Here is a 19,268-nt window from a genome sequence, read left to right as displayed (position 1 = left end):
CAGTGATCTTTGAATGAACCCGAAACTTTCCATCCTCGACCAATCTGCCGCGGCCACCGGGCGCGGCCAAGACGCCACCATCCGTCAAACTTTGGAGCTGGCGCAAAAGGCTGAGGCGTGGGGTTACCACCGTTTTTGGGTGAGCGAGCACCACAGTCACCCCAGCATCGTGGGCAGCGCCCCTGAGGTGTTGATGGCCGCGATTGCGGCCCGCACCCAACGCATCCGCATCGGCAGTGCGGGTGTCATGTTGCCGCACTACGCTGCGCTCAAAGTGGCCGAGCAGTTTCGGGTGCTGGATGCGCTGGCCCCCGGCCGGATTGACTTGGGCGTAGGCCGCGCCCCGGGCAGCGATGGGCGCACGGCGCAACTGCTCAACCCTGACCGCAGCGCTGCTGAGCGTTTTCCGCAGCAGGTCATGGAACTGCAAGCTTGGGTCATTGGCCACAACTTGCCGCCCGGTCATCCAGGGCACAACGTGTTTGCCTACCCGCAGTCGCAGACTTCGCCTCAAGTCTGGATGCTGGGCAGCTCAGACTATGGCGCGCAATTGGCCGCACATTTGGGTTTGCCTTATGCGTTCGCTTACTTCATCACCGACGGGCAGGGCGCTGACGAGGCCTTGCAAATTTACCGCGAGAGTTTCCGTCCAAGTGCTGCGTTGCCCCAACCATCGGCCGCTTTGTGCGTTTGGGCGCTGGCCGCCGACACCGACGAAGAAGCGCTGCGCCTGTTTGAGAGCCGTGCCCGCTGGAAAATGGACCGGAATTTGGGCCGCATCGGAGCTCTCTTGCCGCCTGAAGAGGCCCTGCGCGACTACAGCCCCGCTGAGCAATTGGCGCTTGAGCGCCTGCGCGATTCTGCCCTGATCGGCTCGGCTGCCACCGTTGGCCGCAAACTCCGCCAACTGGCGGCGCGCTTGGAGGTGGAGGAACTCGTTGTCATCACGTGGACGCATGACCCTGCTGCACAATGCCGATCTTATGAATTGCTGGCCCAAGAATTTGGACTTGCGGCACACTCCTGATTTTGTTTTTTTCACCCAAGGAAATTCTGATGTTCACCACCGCGATTGCTGGCAGCTTGCCCAAACCCGCCTGGCTGGCCGAGACCGAGAAACTCTGGCCCCAGTGGACCACTCAGGGCCCTGAGCTGCAACAAGCCAAGGCCGATGCGACGCTGCTGTGGATCAAGGCCCAAGAAGACGCCGGTTTGGACGTGATCGGTGACGGTGAACAAGCGCGCCAGCATTTTGTGCACGGTTTTGTGGAGCAGGTCGAGGGCATCGACTTTGTGAACAAAGTCACCATGGGCATCCGCAACAACCGCTACGACGCGCAGGTGCCCCAAGTCATTGCACCACTGCGTCTGAAGGGCCGCGTGCACGCCTTTGAGGCCCAGCTGGCCCGCGCTCACACGAAGAAAAAACTCAAATTCACCTTGCCTGGCCCGATGACCATCGTGGACACCGTGGCCGACCGCTTTTACGGCGACAAGGTCAAGATGGCCATGGCCTTTGCCGAGTTGCTCAACCAAGAAGCACTGGCGCTGCAAGCCGATGGCGTGGACATCATCCAATTCGACGAACCTGCTTTCAACGTCTACATGGACGAGGCCGCCGACTGGGGGGTGAAGGCGCTGGAGGTGGCCGCGCGGGGCCTGACCTGCACCACCGCCGTCCACATTTGCTACGGCTACGGCATCGAAGCCAACAACAAATGGAAAGAGACGCTGGGTCAAGAGTGGCGTCAGTATGAAAAGGTGTTCCCGGCCCTGGCCAAGAGCAGCATTCAGCAGGTCAGTTTGGAGTGCATGCACTCGCATGTGCCCATGGAGATGATGCAGCTGCTCGAAGGCAAAGACGTGATGGTGGGCGTGATCGATGTGGCCAACCCGGCCATTGAAACCGCCGAAGAGATCGCGGACACCATTGGCCGCGCCTTGCAGTTTGTGCCCAAAAACCGCTTGATTGCCTGCACCAACTGCGGCCTGGCCCCCATGAGCCGCGCTGTGGCCGAAGCCAAGCTCAAAGCCCTGGCCGAAGGCGCGAAATTGGCCAGCCAGCGTTACGCCTGAAACTGAGATCGCTCATGCCCCAACACATGTTGCCCCCCCCGCTGACATCCCCTGACTTGCTCAACGCCACCCTGGCGGACCAGGGTTTTGCTGTGCTGGGCTCGGCCAGTGTGGGTGCTTTGGCGGGTATTTCTTTGTTGGACTTGAAGGCACTGGAGCCCAGTTGGAACGATTTGCCGCCTGACCAGTACCTGAAAGACGGAGGGCGATACCGCCGCCGCCGTCATGCCAGCTTTGAAGTTACGGCGGATCAAGTGCGAGGCATGCCGCACCGTGCCCATTGGCAGCCGCTGTCTTACAACGCCTTGCATGGCGGTATGCAGCGTTGGTTTGAACCGATGGCCCCCGAGGTGGTGCAGCAAGCGGCTTGGTCACAATTGCTGCGCTGGTTGGCCCGGGTGGCCTGCGCTGCACAAGGCGCTCAAACCTGGTTCACCGAGGCGCACCAGTTTCGCATCGACACCACCGACGGCATTGGCCGCCCCACCCCTGAGGGTGCACACCGCGATGGCGTGAACTGGGTGGCGGTGTTTTTGGTGGGCCGCCACGGCATCAAAGGCGGCGAGACCCGGGTGTTTGACATGAACAGCCCGCGTGGCCAGCGATTCACTTTGACAGAACCGTGGTCATTGTTGTTGCTGGACGACAGCCGAGTCATTCACGAAACGACCCCCATCCAACCTGAGCTTGAAGGCGGTTGGCGCGACACCTTGGTGGTCACTTTGCGCTCGGGGGGCTTCCTCGACGAGCCGGCACCTTGAGCCTGCACGGGTTCAACTCTGATCAGTCGCGGAAGTTGTCGAAGGACAGGGGCAAATCGGTCATGTCCTTGCGCAGCAGGGCCATGGCGGCTTGCAGATCGTCGCGCTTGGCGCCGGTGACGCGCACCGCATCACCTTGGATCGACGCTTGCACCTTGAGCTTGCTTTCTTTGATGAGTTTGGTGATTTTCTTGGCGTCTTCGGTTTCGATGCCATTTTTGACCTTGATCACCTGTTTGACCTTGTCGCCGCCGATTTTCTCGACTTTGCCAATATCCAAAAAACGCACGTCCACGTTGCGTTTGGTCAGCTTGTTGCGCAGGATGTCTTCGACCTGAGTGAGTTGAAACTCGGCATCGCCGAACATCGTGATGTCTTTGTCTTTGAGTTCAATGGCAGCAGACGTGCCCTTGAAGTCAAAGCGGGTGCCAATTTCTTTGGCTGACGTATCGACGGCGTTGCGCACTTCGACCATATTGGGTTCGCAAACGGTATCAAAGGAGGGCATGGCGAGAAAATCCTAGGTTGAGAGTGCGACAATTCTCCCATGAACCTGGAGAAAAATGTTCCCCTGCAACCGTACAACACGTTCGGTATAGCCGCCAAAGCCCATGCTTTGGTACGGGTGCGCTCAGAGGCAGACCTTTTGGCGGTGCTGGCCGATCCCCAGCTCGCCAGCCTGCCTCGGCAGGTGCTGGGTGGGGGCAGCAACATGGTTTTGACGGGCGACGTCAAGGCGTTGGTGCTCAAGGTCGAAGTGCCGGGCATGCGTTTGGCGGGTGAGACCGACAAACACTGGCTGATTGAGGCAGGTGCAGGGGTCGACTGGCACGCGCTGGTGGGCTGGACGCTGGACCATGGTTACCCGGGGCTGGAAAACATGGCCCTGATCCCAGGCACCGTTGGGGCTTCTCCCGTGCAAAACATCGGCGCGTACGGTGTGGAGTTGCAAGACCGCTTCGATTCGCTGGACGCCATGGACCTGTTGTCGGGCGAGTTGTTCAGTCTGAATGCGGCGCAGTGTGGGTTCAGCTACCGGGACTCGGTCTTCAAACACGCCTCGGGCGGTCCAGACGGTTTGGGCCTGGCGGGACGTGCCGTGATCTTGCGGGTGCGCTTTGCGCTGCCCAAGCGCTGGAAGCCCGAGCTGGGCTATTTGGACCTGGAGCGCAAAATGGCCGAGACGGGGATCTGCAGCCCCGATGCTCGGCAGATTTTTGACTGGGTGGTGGCCATTCGCCGCGCCAAACTGCCCGATCCCCAGGTGATCGGCAATGCGGGCAGCTTCTTCAAGAACCCCACCGTCACGTCCGAGCAGTGCGCCGACATCATCGCCCGTGATCCGAAAGTGGTGCACTACCCCATGCCCGACGGCACCATCAAGCTGGCCGCAGGCTGGCTGATCGACGCTTGCGGCTGGAAAGGGAAGACCGTGGGCCACGCAGGTGTCTATGAAAAGCAAGCCTTGGTGCTGGTCAACCGGGGTGGGCGCGAGAACCCTTGCACGGGCGGTGAGGTGATGACGCTGGCCAAGGCGATTCAGACCAGTGTGTACGAGCGGTTCGGCATTCGGCTGGAGCCTGAGCCGGTTGTGATTTGAGGCTTACAGTTCGCTCTGGTTTGTAGCGCCTGTGTTCCGCTCCGGGTATTGGCCTGAGCGGTCGGCCTCATAACTCGCTTCGCTCGCCAAATCGGCCGATCCGCACAGGCCAATACCCGGGGCTTCGTTGCTGGTGGTTCAAAGACTTTCCCTGTTTGTGACATCACGCAGCCTTGGTGAGGGCGCCTGCCGACTCGCCGATTTGGCGAGCGAAGCGAGTTATGAAGCGAGTCGGCAGGCGCCCGCACCAAGGCGGAAAATACCTGAAACGCAAGCACAAAACAAAAAACGGCCCGAAGGCCGTTTTTCATTGGAGCAAGGCAGAAATCACTTCTTGCCGCTGCCATCCAACTTGTAGATGTGCGGACCTTCGCCCACCGACAACAAACCAGCGTGCGCGTAGATGCCCAGCTTGGCGCGGGTGTCGACGATGTCCAAGTTGCGCATGGTCAGTTGGCCGATGCGGTCGAGCGGGCTGAACGGCGCGTCTTCCACTTTTTCCATCGACAAACGCTCTGGGGCGTAAGTCAGGTTGGCCGACTCGGTGTTCAGGATGCTGTAGTCGTTGCCGCGGCGCAGCTCCAGTGTCACGGTGCCGGTCACGGCGCGGGCCACCCAGCGCTGGGCGGTTTCACGCAGCATGATGGACTGGGGGTCGAACCAGCGGCCTTGGTACAACAAGCGGCCAAGGCGCAGGCCATTGATGCGGTACTGCTCGATGGTGTCTTCGTTGTGGATGCCGGTGACCAAACGCTCGTAGGCGATGTGCAGCAGCGCCATGCCGGGGGCTTCGTAGATGCCGCGGCTTTTGGCTTCGATGATGCGGTTTTCGATCTGGTCGCTCATGCCCAGACCATGACGACCGCCGATTTCGTTGGCCTTGAGGAACAGCTCGACCGGGTCGGCGTATTCCACGCCGTTCAGGGCCACGGGCATGCCTTCTTCAAAGCGCACGCTCACTTCTTCGGCCTTGACCTCGACTTCCGGCTTCCAGAACGCCACGCCCATGATGGGGTTGACGATCTTCATGCCGCTTTGCAGGCTTTCCAGGTCTTTGGCTTCGTGGGTCGCGCCCAGCATGTTGCTGTCGGTGGAGTAGGCCTTTTCGGCGCTCATCTTGTAGCCAAAACCGTTGGCGGTCATGAAGGCGCTCATTTCGGCGCGCCCACCCAACTCGTCGATGAACAGCTGGTCCAGCCAAGGCTTGTAGATCTTGAGGCTGGGGTTGGTCAGCAAACCGTAGCGGTAAAAGCGCTCGATGTCGTTGCCCTTGAAGGTAGAGCCGTCGCCCCAGATGTTGACGTCGTCTTCCTTCATGGCGGCCACCAGCATGGTGCCGGTCACGGCGCGGCCCAGTGGGGTGGTGTTGAAGTAGGTGATGCCCCCGGTGGAGATGTGGAAGGCGCCACACTGGATGGCCGCAATGCCTTCGTGGGCCAATTGGGTGCGGCAGTCGACCAGGCGGGCTTTTTCGGCGCCGTATTCCATCGCTTTGCGGGGAATCTCGTTGTAGTCGGATTCGTCAGGCTGGCCCAAGTTGGCGGTGTAGGCGTAGGGCAGGGCGCCCTTTTGCTTCATCCACAGCAGGGCAGCGGAAGTGTCCAAGCCGCCAGAGAAGGCGATACCGACTTTTTGCCCTTTGGGCAGGTTTTGCAGGATGGTGCTCATGACGGGTTCAACCGAAGTGGCAGATGTAGTGGTAGGGCTCGGTCACACGGATTTCGAATTTGGAGTTGCCGGGGATGCTGAACTCTTCGCCGGCGCTGGATTTGAGCCATTCGCTGGTGCCGTCGAGCTTGTACTCACAAGAACCACCCACACATTCCATGATTTCCGGGGCACCGGTGTTGAAAGTCAAGGTCGCGGGCAGGATCACGCCGACCGACAGCTTGGTGCCGTCGGCCAGGGTCAGACCGTGGCTGACGCATTTGCCGTCAAAGTAAACGTTGGCTTGGGTGTTGACGGAGACGCCGTCGATGGTTTGGGTGGTCATGGCTAAGGGTTTTCAGTGGCGGTTGTTTCCGCATCAAACAAAAAGGGTGTCTGAAGACACCCTTGAAGGCATTTCAAGCCCGCATTTTAGGCCAGTCGGCCGCACAGGAGGGTGGGCCTTGGCCTTTCAGCGCCACCCGCCATGGCGGAAACCGGGGTTGTAAGTTTGGAGGGGGCGGTGCCCGGCGCTCCAGCCCAAGCTGATGTGGGTGTAACTGGGCGGGTAGCTGCGGTAGACCGGGGTGGGCACGTAAACCACGCGCGATTCGGTGATCACGGTGGCTGCTTCTGCGACAGAGGGGGCCGAAGAGTCATGCGTCTGAACAGGCGCCTCGGAGCGGGGGGCGCTCAAGGGGGTGACTTGAACGGGAATGGTCGGTCCCGGGTCTTGGGGCAATTGCACGTTGTATTGCTTGCCCGCATATTCATAAACCACGTTGTAGCCAACCAAACGATTTTCATAGACGTTTTGGGTGGTACAGGTGGTGGTGGGCTGGGTGGTGTTGCTTTGGGTTTCGGCCTTGTCGCCCAAAATGGCGCCGCCGATGACGCCGGCCATGGCCGTGATGCCTTTGCTGTCACGCCCGCCCAATTGGCTGCCGATGAGCCCGCCCGTGATCGCGCCGATGATGGCGCCGCCCCCGGAATTTTGGGCCGGGGCCACAGCCGGGCTTTGGGTGCAGGTTTGTCGGGGCACTGCCACTTGTTGGTAGACCGCTGTGCGTGAAATCACTTGCCCAACTTCTTGCGCTTGTGCGCCCCATGCCGATAAAAGCAGCGCACTGGTGGTGACCCATGTTTTCATGATTTTTTCAAATTTGGAGTTATGGAACCGAGTTTAATTCGGGTCAGTGGGGCAGACACACGCGAAAAAGTAAAGATTTGTGACGGTGGGGTCAAAGAGGCCATCGGTCAGGCGTGTAACCAACGCTGATTTTTCCGGATGGCCAGGCGATGACTGGCCGTTTGATGGTGCTGGCATGCGCTTGCATCACGGCCTTGGCGCTGGCGCTGTCGGTGACACCCGTTTGCACCGCTGGGTCGAGCTTGCGCCAAGTGGTGCCTTTGCGGTTGAGCAAGGTTTGCCAGCCCACGTCGGCCAACCAAGTGTCCAGTGCTGCTTCTGGCACACCTTGTTTTTTGAAATCGTGAAAGCTGGCCTCCAGGCCTTGCTCGCTCAGCCAAGCACGGGCTTTTTTGACGCTGTCGCAATTGGGGATGCCGTAAACAATCAGGTGCATAGCTCAAATTGGGAGTGAAAAGGACAGGACTGGGCGACAATCGCCGCCATGAAGACTCTACAGCAATGGCTCGACTGGTGCGAGCAGTTACACCCCGTGGCCATTGACATGGGGCTCGAACGGGTGAAAACAGTGGCCGAGCGCATGGCGCTCCAATTTGCCTGCCCCGTGATCACGGTGGCAGGCACCAACGGCAAGGGCTCAACCTGCGCCATGCTGGAGGCGGTCCTGCTGCAAGCGGGCTACCGCACCGGGCTCTACACATCGCCGCATTTGGTGCACTTTGAAGAACGTTGTCGCTTGCACGGCGAGTCTGCCTCTTCCGAGGTCTTGGCTGAGGCTTTTGCCGCCGTGGAGGCGGTCAGGGGGGATGTCAGTCTGACTTACTTCGAGTTCAGTACCTTGGCCATTTTGTCCCTGATGTCTCAAGCCAATTTGGATGTGGCCATTTTGGAAGTCGGTTTGGGAGGGCGGCTGGATGCGGTGAACATCATCGACGCCGATTGCGCCGTGATCACCAGCATCGACATCGACCACACGGCGATTTTGGGCAAAGACCGTGAGCGCATTGGCTTGGAGAAGGCCGGCATCATGAGGGCGGCGCGTCCGGTGATCGTGAGCGACCCGATGCCGCCCCAAAGTGTGCTGGACCATGCTGCAGCCTTGGGGGCTGATGTTTGGCTTTTTGGCCGGGATTACAACTTCTCCGGAGACAAGCAGCAGTGGGCCTGGGCGGGGCGGGAGCGCCGTTACAGTGGCATGGCCTACCCCGCTTTGCGTGGGGCCAATCAGCTGATCAACGCGTCCGGTGTGTTGGCGGCGCTGGACGCTTTGCGCCAGCGCATCCCCGTCACGGCCCAGGCCGTGCGCAACGGTTTGGCCATGGTGGAGCTGCCCGGACGCTTCCAAATCGTGCCGGGCCAGCCTGTGTTGGTGCTGGATGTGGCGCACAACCCCCATTCGGTGGCGGCCTTGGCCGCCAACTTGGACGCCATGGGCTTTTACCCCACCACCCATGCGGTGCTGGGGGTCATGGCCGATAAGGACCTGTTGCCGATGCTGCAAAAGGTCAACCCGATGGTGGACAAGTGGTATTTCACCGACTTGCCCCTGCCCCGGGCCGCCAAAGCAGCCGATTTGCAGCAGGTTTGGCGGGCACACAACACGCGAACGGACACCACATCCAGCACCCACGTGGACCCCATGTCGGCCCTGCAAGCGGCCATCGATGCGGCAGACCCGGCTGATAGAATTGTCATCTTTGGCTCTTTCTATACCGTGGGCGGTGTTTTGAAAGACGGCACCCCGCGTCTGCAAGCCAAACACCTCACCCCGTGAGCACCCGCTATGGCCTTTTTTAAGTTTCGAATCTCTGGTCAAGCTGCCCCTGCTGAGGCTGTGAACGCCAGCCCCAATGAAAACATGGAAGTCGTCCGTCGCCGTGCGCGCCACCGTTTGATGGGATCTGTGGTGTTGGTGATGGGGGCTGTGGTGGGGTTCCCGCTGCTGTTTGACACCCAACCCCGCCCTGTATCGGTGGACACCCCCATCGTGATCCCTGACCGGCAAAACACGCCACCCTTGGGCAGTGCCGCGCCGGTACCTGAGGCACAAGCGCCTGCTCAGCCTTTGTTGTCCGCATCCCAAGCCGTGCCCGCTCAAGCCAGTTTGGGTCCGCGGGAAGAGGTCGTGTCCCCAGTGGCGCCTGCGGTGGTCACGGCCAAGCCGGAAGTGTCGTCAGAAACTCAGCCCCCTGAAAAACCTTCGGAAAAACCACAGCCGCCCAAACAGGAAAGCAAAGCCTCAGCCCCGGTCAAGGCCGAAAAACCGGCCCCAGTGGCCAAGCCCAAAGACGATGGCAACAAGGCACAAGCTCTGCTGGAGGGCAAAGCGGCCAAGCCCAGCGCTGGTCGGGTGGTCATTCAGGTCGGCGCTTTCAGTGATGCTGCGAAAGTGCGTGATGTGCGCAACAAGTTGGCGCAAGCGGGTGTGAAGACCTACACCCAGTCGGTCGAGAAAGACGGTAAGACCACCACCCGCATCCGCGTGGGCCCCTATGAGACCAAAGAGGAAGCTGACAAAGCGGCTGCGCGCATTCGCAAGCTCGACTTGCCTGTGTCTTTCTTGAAGATCTGAGATGGCGGTCAGCCTCACCGATTGGGTTTTGCTGGGTGTCTTGCTGGCATCCATGGTGGTAGGGCTTTGGCGCGGCTTGGTGTACGAAGTTCTGTCCTTGGCTGGCTGGGTGGCCGCTTTCATGGTGGCCCAGTGGTGGGCGGTCGATGCGGTGGCATGGTTACCCTTCATGCGTGGTGCGCCTGAATCGATTCAATATGCGGTCGCCTTTGCAGTGGTTTTTGTGCTCACCGTTTTTGTTGCGGGCTTTGTGTCTTGGTTGATCAAGAAATTGGTCGAAACCGTGGGTTTGCGTCCGGTGGATCGCACTTTGGGTGGTCTGTTCGGCTTGGCGCGTGGCGTGGTGTTGTTGCTGGCCCTGACCGTGGTGCTGCAGTTGACTGGGGTGGCGCGTGACGCCTGGTGGGCTAGCGCCCAAGGACCGGTTTGGCTGCAAGTGGTGCTCACGGGCTTGAAGCCCTTGCTGCCCCAAAATTTCGTGGAATATCTGCCTTGAATCAGTCAAGGCCATTTGGCTCATTGAACGGATAAAACTATGTGTGGAATTGTCGGCGTGGTCAGCAGCGCCCCGGTCAACCAGTTGATCTATGACGCCTTGTTGCTCTTGCAACACCGGGGGCAGGACGCCGCGGGCATCGTCACCCAGCTGGACCGCAAATTTTTCATGCACAAGGCCAAGGGCATGGTGCGCGATGTGTTCCGCACCCGCAACATGCGCAGCTTGCCAGGCAATTGCGGACTGGGCCAGGTGCGTTATCCCACTGCAGGCAACGCTTTCAGTGAAGAAGAGGCGCAACCTTTTTACGTCAATGCCCCCTTTGGTTTGGTGTTGGTGCACAACGGTAACCTGACCAATGCACAGGCCTTGAAGGCCGAGTTGTTTTCCAAAGACCATCGCCACATCAATACCGACAGCGACTCCGAGGTGCTGCTGAACGTGCTGGCCCACGAGTTGGAAAAAACCACAAGGGGTTTGCCGCTCAAGCCCCTGGACGTGTTCGAGGCCGTGCGTGGTGTGAACCGCCGTGTCAAAGGCTCTTATGCGGTGATCGCCTTGATTGCAGGTCATGGTTTGGTGGCTTTCCGCGACCCGCACGGTATTCGCCCTCTGTGCATGGGGCGCAGTGAAGACGGCACCATCATGCTGGCCAGCGAGTCGGTGGCATTGGATGGTACGGCCCACCAGTTCGAGCGCGATGTGGCCCCAGGGGAGGCCGTTTTTGTGGATTTGCAAGGCCAGATGCACACTCAGCCATGTGCTGAAAAGTCGCAGTTGAGCCCTTGCATTTTTGAGTACGTGTACTTGGCTCGACCTGACTCCACCATGGATGGCATCTCGGTCTACCAAGCCCGCTTGAACTTGGGTGAAACCCTCGCCAAGCGAGTGATCTCCACAGTGCCGCCCAACGACATTGATGTGGTCATCCCGATCCCTGAGTCCAGCCGCCCCAGCGCGACCCAACTGGCGCATTTGCTGGGCATTCCCTACCGCGAGGGTTTTGTGAAAAACCGCTATGTCGGCCGCACCTTCATCATGCCGGGTCAGGCGGTGCGTAAGAAGTCGGTGCGCCAAAAACTCAACACCATCGTGAGCGAGTTCAAGGGGCGCAATGTGCTGTTGGTGGACGACTCCATCGTGCGCGGCACCACCAGCCGTGAAATCGTGCAAATGGCGCGGGACGCTGGGGCCCGCAAGGTCTATATGGCGAGCGCTGCGCCACCGGTGCGCTTTCCCAACGTGTATGGCATTGACATGCCCACCAAAGAGGAGCTGGTGGCCCATGGCCGCAGCATCGAAGAAATCCGCGAGATCATTGGCTGTGACGCCTTGATTTACCAAGACGTGGATGCCATGAAAAGCGCGGTCGCTCAAGCGCGTGTGAACGCGGCCGGTGCGCTGTCGGACTTTGATGCCTCTTGTTTTGATGGTGTGTACGTGACCGGTGATATCTCGGCCGACGACATTCACCGTTTGAACCAAACCCGTCCTCAAACAGAAGAGGGCGATGATGACCATTCGCGTTTGGCTTTGCCCAACGCCCGTGTGTGAGCCACCAACATGACTGAACCAACCCGATTTGACGATCTGCACATCGACACCTTGGCCGTGCGTGCGGCCGTCGAACGAAGCCAATACGGCGAAAACTCTGAAGCGCTTTACCTGACCAGCGGTTACGTGCAGCCCACGGCCGAATCCGCAGCCCGTCGTTTCGCGGGTGATGAAGAGGGCTTCACCTACGGCCGCTACGGCAATCCCACCGTCAGCAGCATGGAAATGCGCTTGGCCGCCCTGGAGGGCACGGAGGCGGCAATGGGCACAGCGTCCGGCATGTCCGCGATCTTGATGATGTGCATGGGCCTGCTCAAAGCAGGCGACCATGTGGTGTGCTCGCGCTCCATGTTCGGCTCCACCATCAAGCTCATTGGTTCAGATCTCGCCAAGTTTGGTGTTGAATCGAGTTTTGTCTCGCAGACCGATTTGAGCGAGTGGCAAGCCGCGGTTCGGCCCAACACGCGTTTGCTGTTTGCTGAAACGCCGACCAACCCTCTGACGGAGGTGTGTGACATCCAGGCCTTGGCGGACATCGCCCACAATGCCGGTGCCTTGTTGGCTGTTGACAACTGCTTCGCAACGCCTGCCTTGCAGCGCCCTGTGACCATGGGGGCAGACATCATCATGCATTCGGGTACCAAGTACCTCGATGGCCAAGGGCGCGTGATGGCTGGAGCGCTGTGTGCTTCACAGCAAATGATCACCGAGAAATTTTTACCTGTGCTCAAAAGCGGTGGCATGACGCTTGCACCATTTAACGCCTGGGTCGTGCTCAAGGGCCTGGAAACCCTGGATTTGCGCATGCGTGCCCAAACGGCTCGGGCACAAATATTGGCCGAATGGTTGGCCAAGCACCCCGCCGTGGCGCGTGTGCACTACCCCGGCTTGCTCAGTCACCCGCAGCACGACCTGGCCATGCGCCAGATGTCTGGCCTGGGCGGTGCGGTTTTGTCCTTTGACGTGAAAGCCGATGGCCCAGAGCAATCGCGCCAACGCGCATTCCATGTGATGGACCAGATGCAAATGCTGTCTTTGGCCACCAACTTGGGTGACACCAAAACCATGGTGGCGCACCCCGCCAGCACGTCACACGGCCGATTGACGGAAACGCAACGACAAGCCGCAGGCATTGGCCAAGGCCTGATCCGCGTGGCGGTTGGCCTGGAATACCCTCAAGACGTTCAAAAAGACCTGTCCCGCGGACTCGACACCCTCTGATATGACGAATACCCCATCCAGCTCGCGCACCCGCACCCGTTTCGCCCCGTCGCCAACCGGATTCATCCATTTGGGCAACATCCGCTCGGCTTTGTACCCTTGGGCCTTTGCCCGCGCCACGGGTGGCGATTTCATTTTGCGCATCGAAGACACCGACTTGGACCGATCCACCCAGGCGTCAGTGGATGTGATCATCGAAGGCATGGCTTGGTTGGCACTGAACCACGATGAAGGCCCTTTCTACCAAATGCAGCGCATGGAACGCTACAAGGCGGTGCTGGCCGATTTGATTGCCGCTGGCCATGTTTACCCTTGCTACATGAGCATGGAAGAGCTTGACGCGTTGCGTGAGCGCCAGATGGCCAACAAGGAAAAACCGCGTTACGACGGCACCTGGCGTCCGGCAGAGGGCAAAACCTTGCCTGCCATCCCTGAGGGTGTGAAGCCCGTGCTGCGATTCAAGAACCCTCTTGGCGGAGAAGTGGCTTGGGACGACAAGGTCAAAGGCCGCATTGAAATCAGCAACGATGAGCTCGACGACTTGGTGATCGCCCGGCCTGACGGTACGCCGACCTACAACTTTTGCGTGGTGGTCGATGACATCGACATGCGAATCACCCATGTGATCCGTGGCGATGACCATGTGAACAACACGCCCCGCCAAATCAACATTTTCAAAGCCTTGGGCCAAGAGCCTCCGGTGTATGCCCACCTGCCCACCGTGCTCAATGAGCAGGGCGAGAAGATGAGCAAGCGCAACGGCGCCAAGGCCGTCACGGCTTACCGCGACGAAGGCTTTTTACCGGATGCCATGGTCAATTACTTGGCTCGCTTGGGCTGGAGCCACGGTGATGACGAAATCTTCAGTCGCACGCAGTTTCTGGCATGGTTCAACCTGGATCACCTGGGGCGCAGCGCTGCGCAGTTTGACGAAGCCAAGCTCAAGTGGGTCAACGCCCAGCACCTGAAGGCCCTGTCTGACGAGGCGCTGGCCCAGCATGTTGAGCCCTTCTTGGCGAAACTGGGTGTGGTGGCCGACGAGAGGCTGTCGAGCATCTGTGGCTTGTTCAAAGACCGCTGTGACACGTTGGTGGTTTTGGCGCAGTGGATTTCAGCCTTCTATCTGGATGTGGTCCCCAACGCTCAAGAGAAGGCACAGCACGTGACCGATGCGGTCAAGCCTGCTTTGGCCTTGTTGGCCGAGAAGTTGTCTGTCTGTCCCTGGGATAAGGCTTCAATTGCCGCCACGATCAAGGAAACTTTGACAGAAACTGGGCTCAAAATGCCGTTGTTGGCCATGCCTGTCCGCGTGTTGGTGATGGGCACTGCTCAGACACCATCGTTGGACGCGGTACTTGCTTTGAGTCAAAGAGAAAAAATTCTGCAGCGCTTGAAAAACGCCTAAATTTCTGTCTATAATTCAAGTCTCGACACCAACGAGGCATAACGAAAAGCTAGTCGCTTGACGTTTTACCAAAGGGGGTATAGCTCAGCTGGGAGAGCGCTTGCATGGCATGCAAGAGGTCAGCGGTTCGATCCCGCTTACCTCCACCAAAGTGTCGAGATGATTCGAAAGAATCGGTCCAGGTTATGACCCTATCGTCTAGAGGCCTAGGACATCACCCTTTCACGGTGAGTACCGGGGTTCGAATCCCCGTAGGGTCGCCAAGTTTTGTAGCACTTGGTCAGTTTGGATCTCAAACTGACAAAAGCTTCAGCTACCAGGAGTGGTAGTTCAGTTGGTTAGAATACCGGCCTGTCACGCCGGGGGTCGCGGGTTCGAGTCCCGTCCACTCCGCCAAAACGAAAAACCCTTGCAGTCTTTGATTGCAAGGGTTTTTTCTTTTGTCTGTACCCCAGCCACCGGTTGATCGCAACGCCATCGGGACGGTTAGGCCTCAGTCCATGGTGGTGGCCAACAAAAAAGCCGCTGCAGCTGATGCTGAGCGGCCAAAAGGGTGTCCCGATGCGTCGGCGGATCTTACAGACCGGCTGCCGACTTGAGTGCGGCTGCGCGATCGGTCCGCTCCCAAGTGAAGTCAGGCTCATCGCGGCCAAAGTGACCGTAGGCGGCAGTCTTGCTGTAAATGGGGCGCAGCAGATCCAGCATCTGGATGATGCCTTTGGGGCGCAGGTCAAAGTGCTCGGCCACCAAGGCGGACAACTTGTCGTCCGAAATCACGCCGGTACCCGCTGTGTTGACGGTGATGTTCATCGGGCGGGCCACGCCAATCGCGTAAGCCACCTGCACTTGGCATTGGGTGGCCAAGCCTGCCGCCACGATATTTTTCGCCACATAGCGGGCAGCATAGGCTGCAGAGCGGTCCACCTTGGATGGGTCTTTGCCCGAGAACGCGCCGCCGCCGTGGGGGCAGGCACCACCGTAGGTGTCGACGATGATCTTGCGGCCGGTCAAGCCGCAATCACCCTGGGGGCCGCCAATGACAAAGCGGCCTGTGGGGTTGATCAGGTACTTGGTGTCTTGCAACCACTCTTTGGGCAGCACGGGCTTGATGATCTCTTCAATGATGGCTTCGGTGAAGCTGGCCTTCATCTTGGTCGATGTTTCCGACTGATCGGGGCTGTGCTGGGTGGACAGCACCACGGTGTCGATGCTGTGGGGCTTGCCGTCCACATAGCGCATGGTCACTTGGCTCTTGGCGTCTGGGCGCAAGAAGGGCAGGCGGCCGTCTTTGCGCAGTTGGGCTTGGCGTTCGACAAGGCGGTGAGCATAGTAGATGGGGGCAGGCATCAACTCGGGCGTTTCACTGCAAGCGTAGCCAAACATCAAGCCCTGGTCGCCAGCACCGATGTTCAGGTGGTCGTCCGACGCGTGGTCCACGCCCTGGGCGATGTCGTTGGACTGCTTGTCGTAGCAAACCATGACCGCGCAGCCTTTGTAATCGATGCCGTAGTCCGTGTTGTCGTAGCCGATGCGCTTGATGGTGTCGCGGGCGACTTGGATGTAGTCGACGTGCGCATTGGTGGTGATCTCACCGGCCAAAACGACCAAGCCGGTGTTGGTCAGGGTTTCAGCGGCCACACGGCTGCGGGGGTCTTGCTCGAAGATGGCGTCGAGGATCGCGTCCGATATCTGGTCGGCGACCTTGTCGGGGTGGCCTTCAGAGACGGATTCCGAGGTGAAAAGGAAATTGCTGGACATGAAAAAAGCTCCTAAATTTTCAGGGTTTGTCGGCGTTGCCGACCCTGAAAACTTGGAGCCTGGCGAACGCTTTAGCAGGTTTTATGAATCGCCCTGCAAGTAGTTCAGATAACTCAGCGATGGGTCAATTATAAAAGAAGTCTTTAGCCGCCTCGAAATCATGTCCAATACAGCCCATGGACATTCCTACCCCGATTGAAAACCGTCTGGTTGATTTGGAAATCAAAGCAGGCTTCACAGAAGACCTGCTGGACCAACTCAATGCACAGGTGTACCGACAGCAGCAGCAAATTGACGCACTGATTCAAGAGCTGCGCCAGATGCGTGATCGCCTGCCCGAAACCGGTGGTGGCGCTGAAATGCGCAACTTGCGTGACGAAATTCCGCCCCATTACTGAAACCCCTGTTTTTGAAGCCGATGCACAGCGTTCAGGACATCCGCGACCACTTGCGTAAGCTGGGGGCCAACGCCCTGCACGAGCAGCGCGTGCTGCGCCTGTGGACCCAAGCCAAGCCGCAGGACAGTGGCCGCAGACCGCTGGAGAGCTTCATGCCCACCGCCGTGCGCGAGGCTTTGCCAGCGCTCAGCCAAACGCTGAGCGGCCTGGTCACGCTGCGCGAGCAGCACCCGGGCCAAGACGGCTCGGCCCGTTTGCTGGTGGGCCTGCAAGACGGCCAGACGGTGGAAAGTGTGCTCTTGCCGCGTGATGGCCTGTGTGTGTCGTCCCAAGTCGGTTGCGCCGTGGGTTGCGTGTTTTGCATGACCGGGCGCGAAGGTTTGATTCGGCAGGTGGGCAGCGCAGAGATCGTGGCGCAAGTGGCCTTGGCCCGCACGCTCAGGCCCGTCAAAAAGGTGGTGTTCATGGGCATGGGCGAGCCTTCGCACAACCTGGATGCGGTGATGGAGGCCATCGACCTGCTGGGCACGGTGGGCAACATCGGGCACAAGAATTTGGTGTTTTCCACCGTGGGCGATGCGCGGGTGTTCGAGCGCTTGCCGCAAGGCCGCGTCAAACCCGCGCTGGCGCTGTCACTGCACACCACACGGACCGACTTGCGGGCGCAACTGCTGCCGCGTGCCCCGCGCTTTGACCCGCAAGACTTGGTTGAGGCGGGCGAGGTCTATGCACGTGCGACGGGCTACCCGATCCAGTACCAGTGGACGCTGATCGAGGGCGTGAACGACAGCGATGACGAGATCGAAGGCATCGTGCGCTTGCTGAAGGGCAAATACGCGCTGATGAACATGATCCCCTACAACGCCGTGCCCGATTTGCCCTATGCCCGGCCCAGCTGGGAGCGAGCCGCCGAAATCGCCCGCACCTTGCACCAGCGCGGGGTGTTGACCAAGCTGCGGCAGTCAGCGGGGCAGGACGTGGATGGGGGCTGCGGTCAGCTCAGGGCCAGGGATGTGGTCCAGCGTGAGCAGCGGGTGCACATTCACCCACGTGTCACCGTCCCGGCAGCTTGACCAAACCACTGGACAGGGCCGTGCCCATCAGAATCACCGCGCCGCACAGCAGCATCCAGGCCGTCACGCGCTCGCCCAAAAACAGCACACCGTAAGCGATGGCAAAAACCGGCACCAAGAAGGTGACTGTCAGGGCCCGTGCGGGGCCTGAGTTCTCGATCAGCTTGAAGTACAGGATATAGGCCACACCGGTGCACAGCACCCCCACCATCAGCAAGGACCACCAGGCCGAGGGGCTGGGCCAATGGTCTGGGCGAAACCACAGCGCGGGCAAGACCAGGATCAGGGTGGCCCCGATCTGGCTGCCGGTGGCGGTGACCAGTGGCGGCAGGCTCGGGATGTGTTTTTTGGTGAAACTCGCGGCCAAGGCATAACAAGTGGTCGCGGCCAGGCAAGCGGCCACTGCCCAAGCCGGGGCAATGCCCGAGTCGTTGGGCTTGAAGCTGGCCTGTCCTCCGGCCAGCAGCACCACGCCACCAAAGCCGATGGCCAGACCCACTGTGCGCGACAGGGTAGGCTTGTCCCCCAACCACAGCCAGGCCACGATCGCGCCAAACAAGGGCACTGTGGCGTTCAGGATGGAGGAAAAACCGGTGGTGATGTGCAACACCGCAAAGGAATACAAGGCAAAAGGGATACCGCTGTTGAGCGCCCCAACAAAGAGCACCGGTTTCCAGTGCTGGCGCAACTCGCCCCAGTGGCCCTTGGCCAGCATGATGGGCAACAAAAAAGTGGCTGCAATGGTCACTCGGATGGCGGCTGTCGGCAATGGACCCAACTCAACGGCGGCCAAGCGCATGAACAAAAAGGACGAGCCCCAGATGGCGGCCAAGATCAGGAAATCGGCCAGCCAGCCTTTGGCGTGAGAAGTGGTCATTCGGGAAAGAGTGAATCAGAGGAGGGCAGGGCGATGGGGTGGCCTTCCAGTTTGAGCAACGCTTGCTTTCTCCACAGGCCGCCTGCATAGCCCGTCAGTTGACCATCAGCGCCCAAGATGCGGTGACAGGGCACGATGATACTCACCGGATTGCGTCCAACCGCCGCGCCAACGGCACGGACAGCTTCGGGTTTGTGCAGGCGTTTTGCCAGTTGGCCATAGGTTTGGCTTTGACCCGAAGGGACGGTCAACAAAGCCTGCCATACCGATTGCTGGAAAGGCGTGCCTCCAGACAGATCCAGTGGCAGGTCAAAGGCGTCAAGATCCCCGGCAAAGTAGGCCTGCAGTTGCAGTGCCGCTTGTTCAAGCAAGGGGTGCTGCGCGTTGTGTTGCCAAAGTGCCTGCTCCGACTCGGCGGGTTCGTGCCTTTGATGCGCGAACCATGCACCGCAAAGGCCTTGCGGGCTGGCCAGCAGGGTGATGTTTCCCAAGGGGCTTTCAACGCGCATTGCCTTCAGAGTTTTCATGGACGGGTGAAAAAAGGGGTGGATGACCATGGGGTCGGTGATCTCTATTGTGACGGTGTTGCATGGCTCGGCTGCCAGCTGGATGGCAGGGTGTGCCTGCCTTGGCCGCCTACAATGCAGGTTGAGTTTCGCAACCCAGCCTGATGGCTTTTG

20 protein-coding genes and 3 tRNA genes are annotated in these 19,268 nt (G+C 59.7%); 15 read left to right on the top strand and 8 right to left on the bottom strand.

What is annotated here, in order from left to right:
* Window positions 1-13 precede the first annotated feature (13 nt).
* Genes ACHEXK_RS09755 through ACHEXK_RS09745 form a run of 3 tightly spaced genes read left to right on the top strand, consistent with a single transcriptional unit; the run spans window position 14 to window position 2,837 of the window.
* Window positions 14-1,027, top strand: coding sequence for an LLM class flavin-dependent oxidoreductase (locus tag ACHEXK_RS09755; RefSeq protein ID WP_416545664.1), 1,014 nt, complete (start codon window positions 14-16; stop codon window positions 1,025-1,027).
* 29 nt (window positions 1,028-1,056) lie between these two features.
* Complete coding sequence (locus ACHEXK_RS09750) at window positions 1,057-2,076, top strand: methionine synthase (RefSeq protein WP_416545663.1); 1,020 nt, start codon at window positions 1,057-1,059, stop codon at window positions 2,074-2,076.
* Window positions 2,077-2,090: 14 nt separating this feature from the next.
* On the top strand, window positions 2,091-2,837 hold the full coding sequence (locus tag ACHEXK_RS09745) for a 2OG-Fe dioxygenase family protein (protein ID WP_416545662.1): 747 nt from the start codon (window positions 2,091-2,093) through the stop codon (window positions 2,835-2,837).
* A 22-nt stretch (window positions 2,838-2,859) separates the two neighbouring features.
* On the opposite strand, the gene ACHEXK_RS09740 is transcribed toward ACHEXK_RS09745, so the two are convergent.
* A complete protein-coding gene (locus ACHEXK_RS09740) occupies window positions 2,860-3,345 on the bottom strand; it encodes a YajQ family cyclic di-GMP-binding protein (RefSeq protein ID WP_416545660.1) in 486 nt (161 codons plus the stop codon).
* A 39-nt stretch (window positions 3,346-3,384) separates the two neighbouring features.
* Here ACHEXK_RS09740 and murB point away from each other — a divergent pair, with 39 nt between their 5' ends.
* Window positions 3,385-4,437 carry a UDP-N-acetylmuramate dehydrogenase gene (murB, locus tag ACHEXK_RS09735; RefSeq protein WP_416545658.1) on the top strand — a complete coding sequence of 351 codons (1,053 nt, stop codon included), beginning with the start codon at window positions 3,385-3,387 and terminating at the stop codon, window positions 4,435-4,437.
* A 327-nt stretch (window positions 4,438-4,764) separates the two neighbouring features.
* On the opposite strand, the gene argG is transcribed toward murB, so the two are convergent.
* From argG to ACHEXK_RS09715, 4 genes are all read right to left on the bottom strand, one after another.
* Window positions 4,765-6,105 carry an argininosuccinate synthase gene (gene argG, locus ACHEXK_RS09730; protein WP_108364558.1) on the bottom strand — a complete coding sequence of 447 codons (1,341 nt, stop codon included), beginning with the start codon at window positions 6,103-6,105 and terminating at the stop codon, window positions 4,765-4,767.
* 7 nt (window positions 6,106-6,112) lie between these two features.
* Window positions 6,113-6,430 (bottom strand): pyrimidine/purine nucleoside phosphorylase, encoded by a 318-nt coding sequence (locus tag ACHEXK_RS09725; protein ID WP_416545655.1) that lies wholly within the window; start codon window positions 6,428-6,430, stop codon window positions 6,113-6,115.
* A gap of 126 nt (window positions 6,431-6,556) precedes the next feature.
* Window positions 6,557-7,234, bottom strand: coding sequence for a glycine zipper 2TM domain-containing protein (locus ACHEXK_RS09720; protein ID WP_416545653.1), 678 nt, complete (start codon window positions 7,232-7,234; stop codon window positions 6,557-6,559).
* Window positions 7,235-7,325: 91 nt separating this feature from the next.
* Complete coding sequence (locus ACHEXK_RS09715) at window positions 7,326-7,670, bottom strand: arsenate reductase (protein WP_416545651.1); 345 nt, start codon at window positions 7,668-7,670, stop codon at window positions 7,326-7,328.
* A 48-nt stretch (window positions 7,671-7,718) separates the two neighbouring features.
* On the opposite strand from ACHEXK_RS09715, the gene folC reads away from it, so the two are divergent.
* The 9 genes from folC (at window position 7,719) to ACHEXK_RS09670 (ending at window position 14,878) form a co-directional block, all read left to right on the top strand.
* Window positions 7,719-9,008, top strand: a complete 1,290-nt coding sequence (folC, locus tag ACHEXK_RS09710) for a bifunctional tetrahydrofolate synthase/dihydrofolate synthase (protein WP_416545649.1) — start codon at window positions 7,719-7,721, stop codon at window positions 9,006-9,008.
* Window positions 9,009-9,017: 9 nt separating this feature from the next.
* A complete protein-coding gene (locus ACHEXK_RS09705) occupies window positions 9,018-9,806 on the top strand; it encodes an SPOR domain-containing protein (RefSeq protein WP_416545647.1) in 789 nt (262 codons plus the stop codon).
* A gap of 1 nt (window position 9,807) precedes the next feature.
* Entirely contained in the window at window positions 9,808-10,302 is a 495-nt protein-coding gene (locus ACHEXK_RS09700; protein ID WP_416545645.1) for a CvpA family protein, read from the top strand.
* Between the two features lie 39 nt (window positions 10,303-10,341).
* Window positions 10,342-11,856: an amidophosphoribosyltransferase gene (gene purF, locus ACHEXK_RS09695; RefSeq protein WP_416545643.1), complete on the top strand. Its 1,515-nt coding sequence runs from the start codon at window positions 10,342-10,344 to the stop codon at window positions 11,854-11,856.
* A 9-nt stretch (window positions 11,857-11,865) separates the two neighbouring features.
* On the top strand, window positions 11,866-13,077 hold the full coding sequence (locus ACHEXK_RS09690) for an O-succinylhomoserine sulfhydrylase (RefSeq protein WP_416545641.1): 1,212 nt from the start codon (window positions 11,866-11,868) through the stop codon (window positions 13,075-13,077).
* A 1-nt stretch (window position 13,078) separates the two neighbouring features.
* Window positions 13,079-14,482: a glutamate--tRNA ligase gene (gltX, locus tag ACHEXK_RS09685; protein ID WP_416545639.1), complete on the top strand. Its 1,404-nt coding sequence runs from the start codon at window positions 13,079-13,081 to the stop codon at window positions 14,480-14,482.
* Between the two features lie 73 nt (window positions 14,483-14,555).
* Window positions 14,556-14,631: transfer RNA gene (locus ACHEXK_RS09680), tRNA-Ala, on the top strand.
* A gap of 38 nt (window positions 14,632-14,669) precedes the next feature.
* Window positions 14,670-14,745 (top strand) — tRNA-Glu (locus tag ACHEXK_RS09675).
* A 56-nt stretch (window positions 14,746-14,801) separates the two neighbouring features.
* Window positions 14,802-14,878: transfer RNA gene (locus tag ACHEXK_RS09670), tRNA-Asp, on the top strand.
* 180 nt (window positions 14,879-15,058) lie between these two features.
* Here the strand turns inward: ACHEXK_RS09670 and metK are convergent.
* Window positions 15,059-16,240: a methionine adenosyltransferase gene (gene metK, locus ACHEXK_RS09665; RefSeq protein ID WP_416545637.1), complete on the bottom strand. Its 1,182-nt coding sequence runs from the start codon at window positions 16,238-16,240 to the stop codon at window positions 15,059-15,061.
* A 176-nt stretch (window positions 16,241-16,416) separates the two neighbouring features.
* On the opposite strand from metK, the gene ACHEXK_RS09660 reads away from it, so the two are divergent.
* Window positions 16,417-16,638, top strand: coding sequence for a SlyX family protein (locus ACHEXK_RS09660; protein ID WP_416545635.1), 222 nt, complete (start codon window positions 16,417-16,419; stop codon window positions 16,636-16,638).
* A 20-nt stretch (window positions 16,639-16,658) separates the two neighbouring features.
* Window positions 16,659-17,711, top strand: coding sequence for an RNA methyltransferase (locus ACHEXK_RS09655; RefSeq protein WP_416545633.1), 1,053 nt, complete (start codon window positions 16,659-16,661; stop codon window positions 17,709-17,711).
* On the opposite strand, the gene ACHEXK_RS09650 is transcribed toward ACHEXK_RS09655, so the two are convergent.
* Window positions 17,692-18,588, bottom strand: a complete 897-nt coding sequence (locus ACHEXK_RS09650) for a DMT family transporter (RefSeq protein ID WP_416545631.1) — start codon at window positions 18,586-18,588, stop codon at window positions 17,692-17,694. The genes ACHEXK_RS09655 and ACHEXK_RS09650 overlap by 20 nt on opposite strands.
* Window positions 18,585-19,115 (bottom strand): methylated-DNA--[protein]-cysteine S-methyltransferase, encoded by a 531-nt coding sequence (locus ACHEXK_RS09645; RefSeq protein WP_416545629.1) that lies wholly within the window; start codon window positions 19,113-19,115, stop codon window positions 18,585-18,587. The genes ACHEXK_RS09650 and ACHEXK_RS09645 overlap by 4 nt, the downstream gene beginning before the upstream one ends.
* Between the last annotated feature and the right edge of the window lie 153 nt (window positions 19,116-19,268).

The organism is Limnohabitans sp. DCL3 (assembly GCF_048019295.1).
Taxonomy (GTDB): Bacteria; Pseudomonadota; Gammaproteobacteria; order Burkholderiales; family Burkholderiaceae_C; genus Limnohabitans_A.
The sequence above is the reverse complement of the archived record's forward strand: the minus strand, read 5'-3'. Positions and strand labels throughout refer to the sequence as shown.

Coding starts and splice junctions, on each gene's coding strand:
- ACHEXK_RS09755 (WP_416545664.1), top strand. CDS start 14: ATGAACCCGAAACTTTCCATCCTCGACCAATCTGCCGCGGCCACCGGG.
- ACHEXK_RS09750 (WP_416545663.1), top strand. CDS start 1,057: ATGTTCACCACCGCGATTGCTGGCAGCTTGCCCAAACCCGCCTGGCTG.
- ACHEXK_RS09745 (WP_416545662.1), top strand. CDS start 2,091: ATGCCCCAACACATGTTGCCCCCCCCGCTGACATCCCCTGACTTGCTC.
- ACHEXK_RS09740 (WP_416545660.1), bottom strand. CDS start 3,345: ATGCCCTCCTTTGATACCGTTTGCGAACCCAATATGGTCGAAGTGCGC.
- murB (WP_416545658.1), top strand. CDS start 3,385: ATGAACCTGGAGAAAAATGTTCCCCTGCAACCGTACAACACGTTCGGT.
- argG (WP_108364558.1), bottom strand. CDS start 6,105: ATGAGCACCATCCTGCAAAACCTGCCCAAAGGGCAAAAAGTCGGTATC.
- ACHEXK_RS09725 (WP_416545655.1), bottom strand. CDS start 6,430: ATGACCACCCAAACCATCGACGGCGTCTCCGTCAACACCCAAGCCAAC.
- ACHEXK_RS09720 (WP_416545653.1), bottom strand. CDS start 7,234: ATGAAAACATGGGTCACCACCAGTGCGCTGCTTTTATCGGCATGGGGC.
- ACHEXK_RS09715 (WP_416545651.1), bottom strand. CDS start 7,670: ATGCACCTGATTGTTTACGGCATCCCCAATTGCGACAGCGTCAAAAAA.
- folC (WP_416545649.1), top strand. CDS start 7,719: ATGAAGACTCTACAGCAATGGCTCGACTGGTGCGAGCAGTTACACCCC.
- ACHEXK_RS09705 (WP_416545647.1), top strand. CDS start 9,018: ATGGCCTTTTTTAAGTTTCGAATCTCTGGTCAAGCTGCCCCTGCTGAG.
- ACHEXK_RS09700 (WP_416545645.1), top strand. CDS start 9,808: ATGGCGGTCAGCCTCACCGATTGGGTTTTGCTGGGTGTCTTGCTGGCA.
- purF (WP_416545643.1), top strand. CDS start 10,342: ATGTGTGGAATTGTCGGCGTGGTCAGCAGCGCCCCGGTCAACCAGTTG.
- ACHEXK_RS09690 (WP_416545641.1), top strand. CDS start 11,866: ATGACTGAACCAACCCGATTTGACGATCTGCACATCGACACCTTGGCC.
- gltX (WP_416545639.1), top strand. CDS start 13,079: ATGACGAATACCCCATCCAGCTCGCGCACCCGCACCCGTTTCGCCCCG.
- metK (WP_416545637.1), bottom strand. CDS start 16,240: ATGTCCAGCAATTTCCTTTTCACCTCGGAATCCGTCTCTGAAGGCCAC.
- ACHEXK_RS09660 (WP_416545635.1), top strand. CDS start 16,417: ATGGACATTCCTACCCCGATTGAAAACCGTCTGGTTGATTTGGAAATC.
- ACHEXK_RS09655 (WP_416545633.1), top strand. CDS start 16,659: ATGCACAGCGTTCAGGACATCCGCGACCACTTGCGTAAGCTGGGGGCC.
- ACHEXK_RS09650 (WP_416545631.1), bottom strand. CDS start 18,588: ATGACCACTTCTCACGCCAAAGGCTGGCTGGCCGATTTCCTGATCTTG.
- ACHEXK_RS09645 (WP_416545629.1), bottom strand. CDS start 19,115: ATGAAAACTCTGAAGGCAATGCGCGTTGAAAGCCCCTTGGGAAACATC.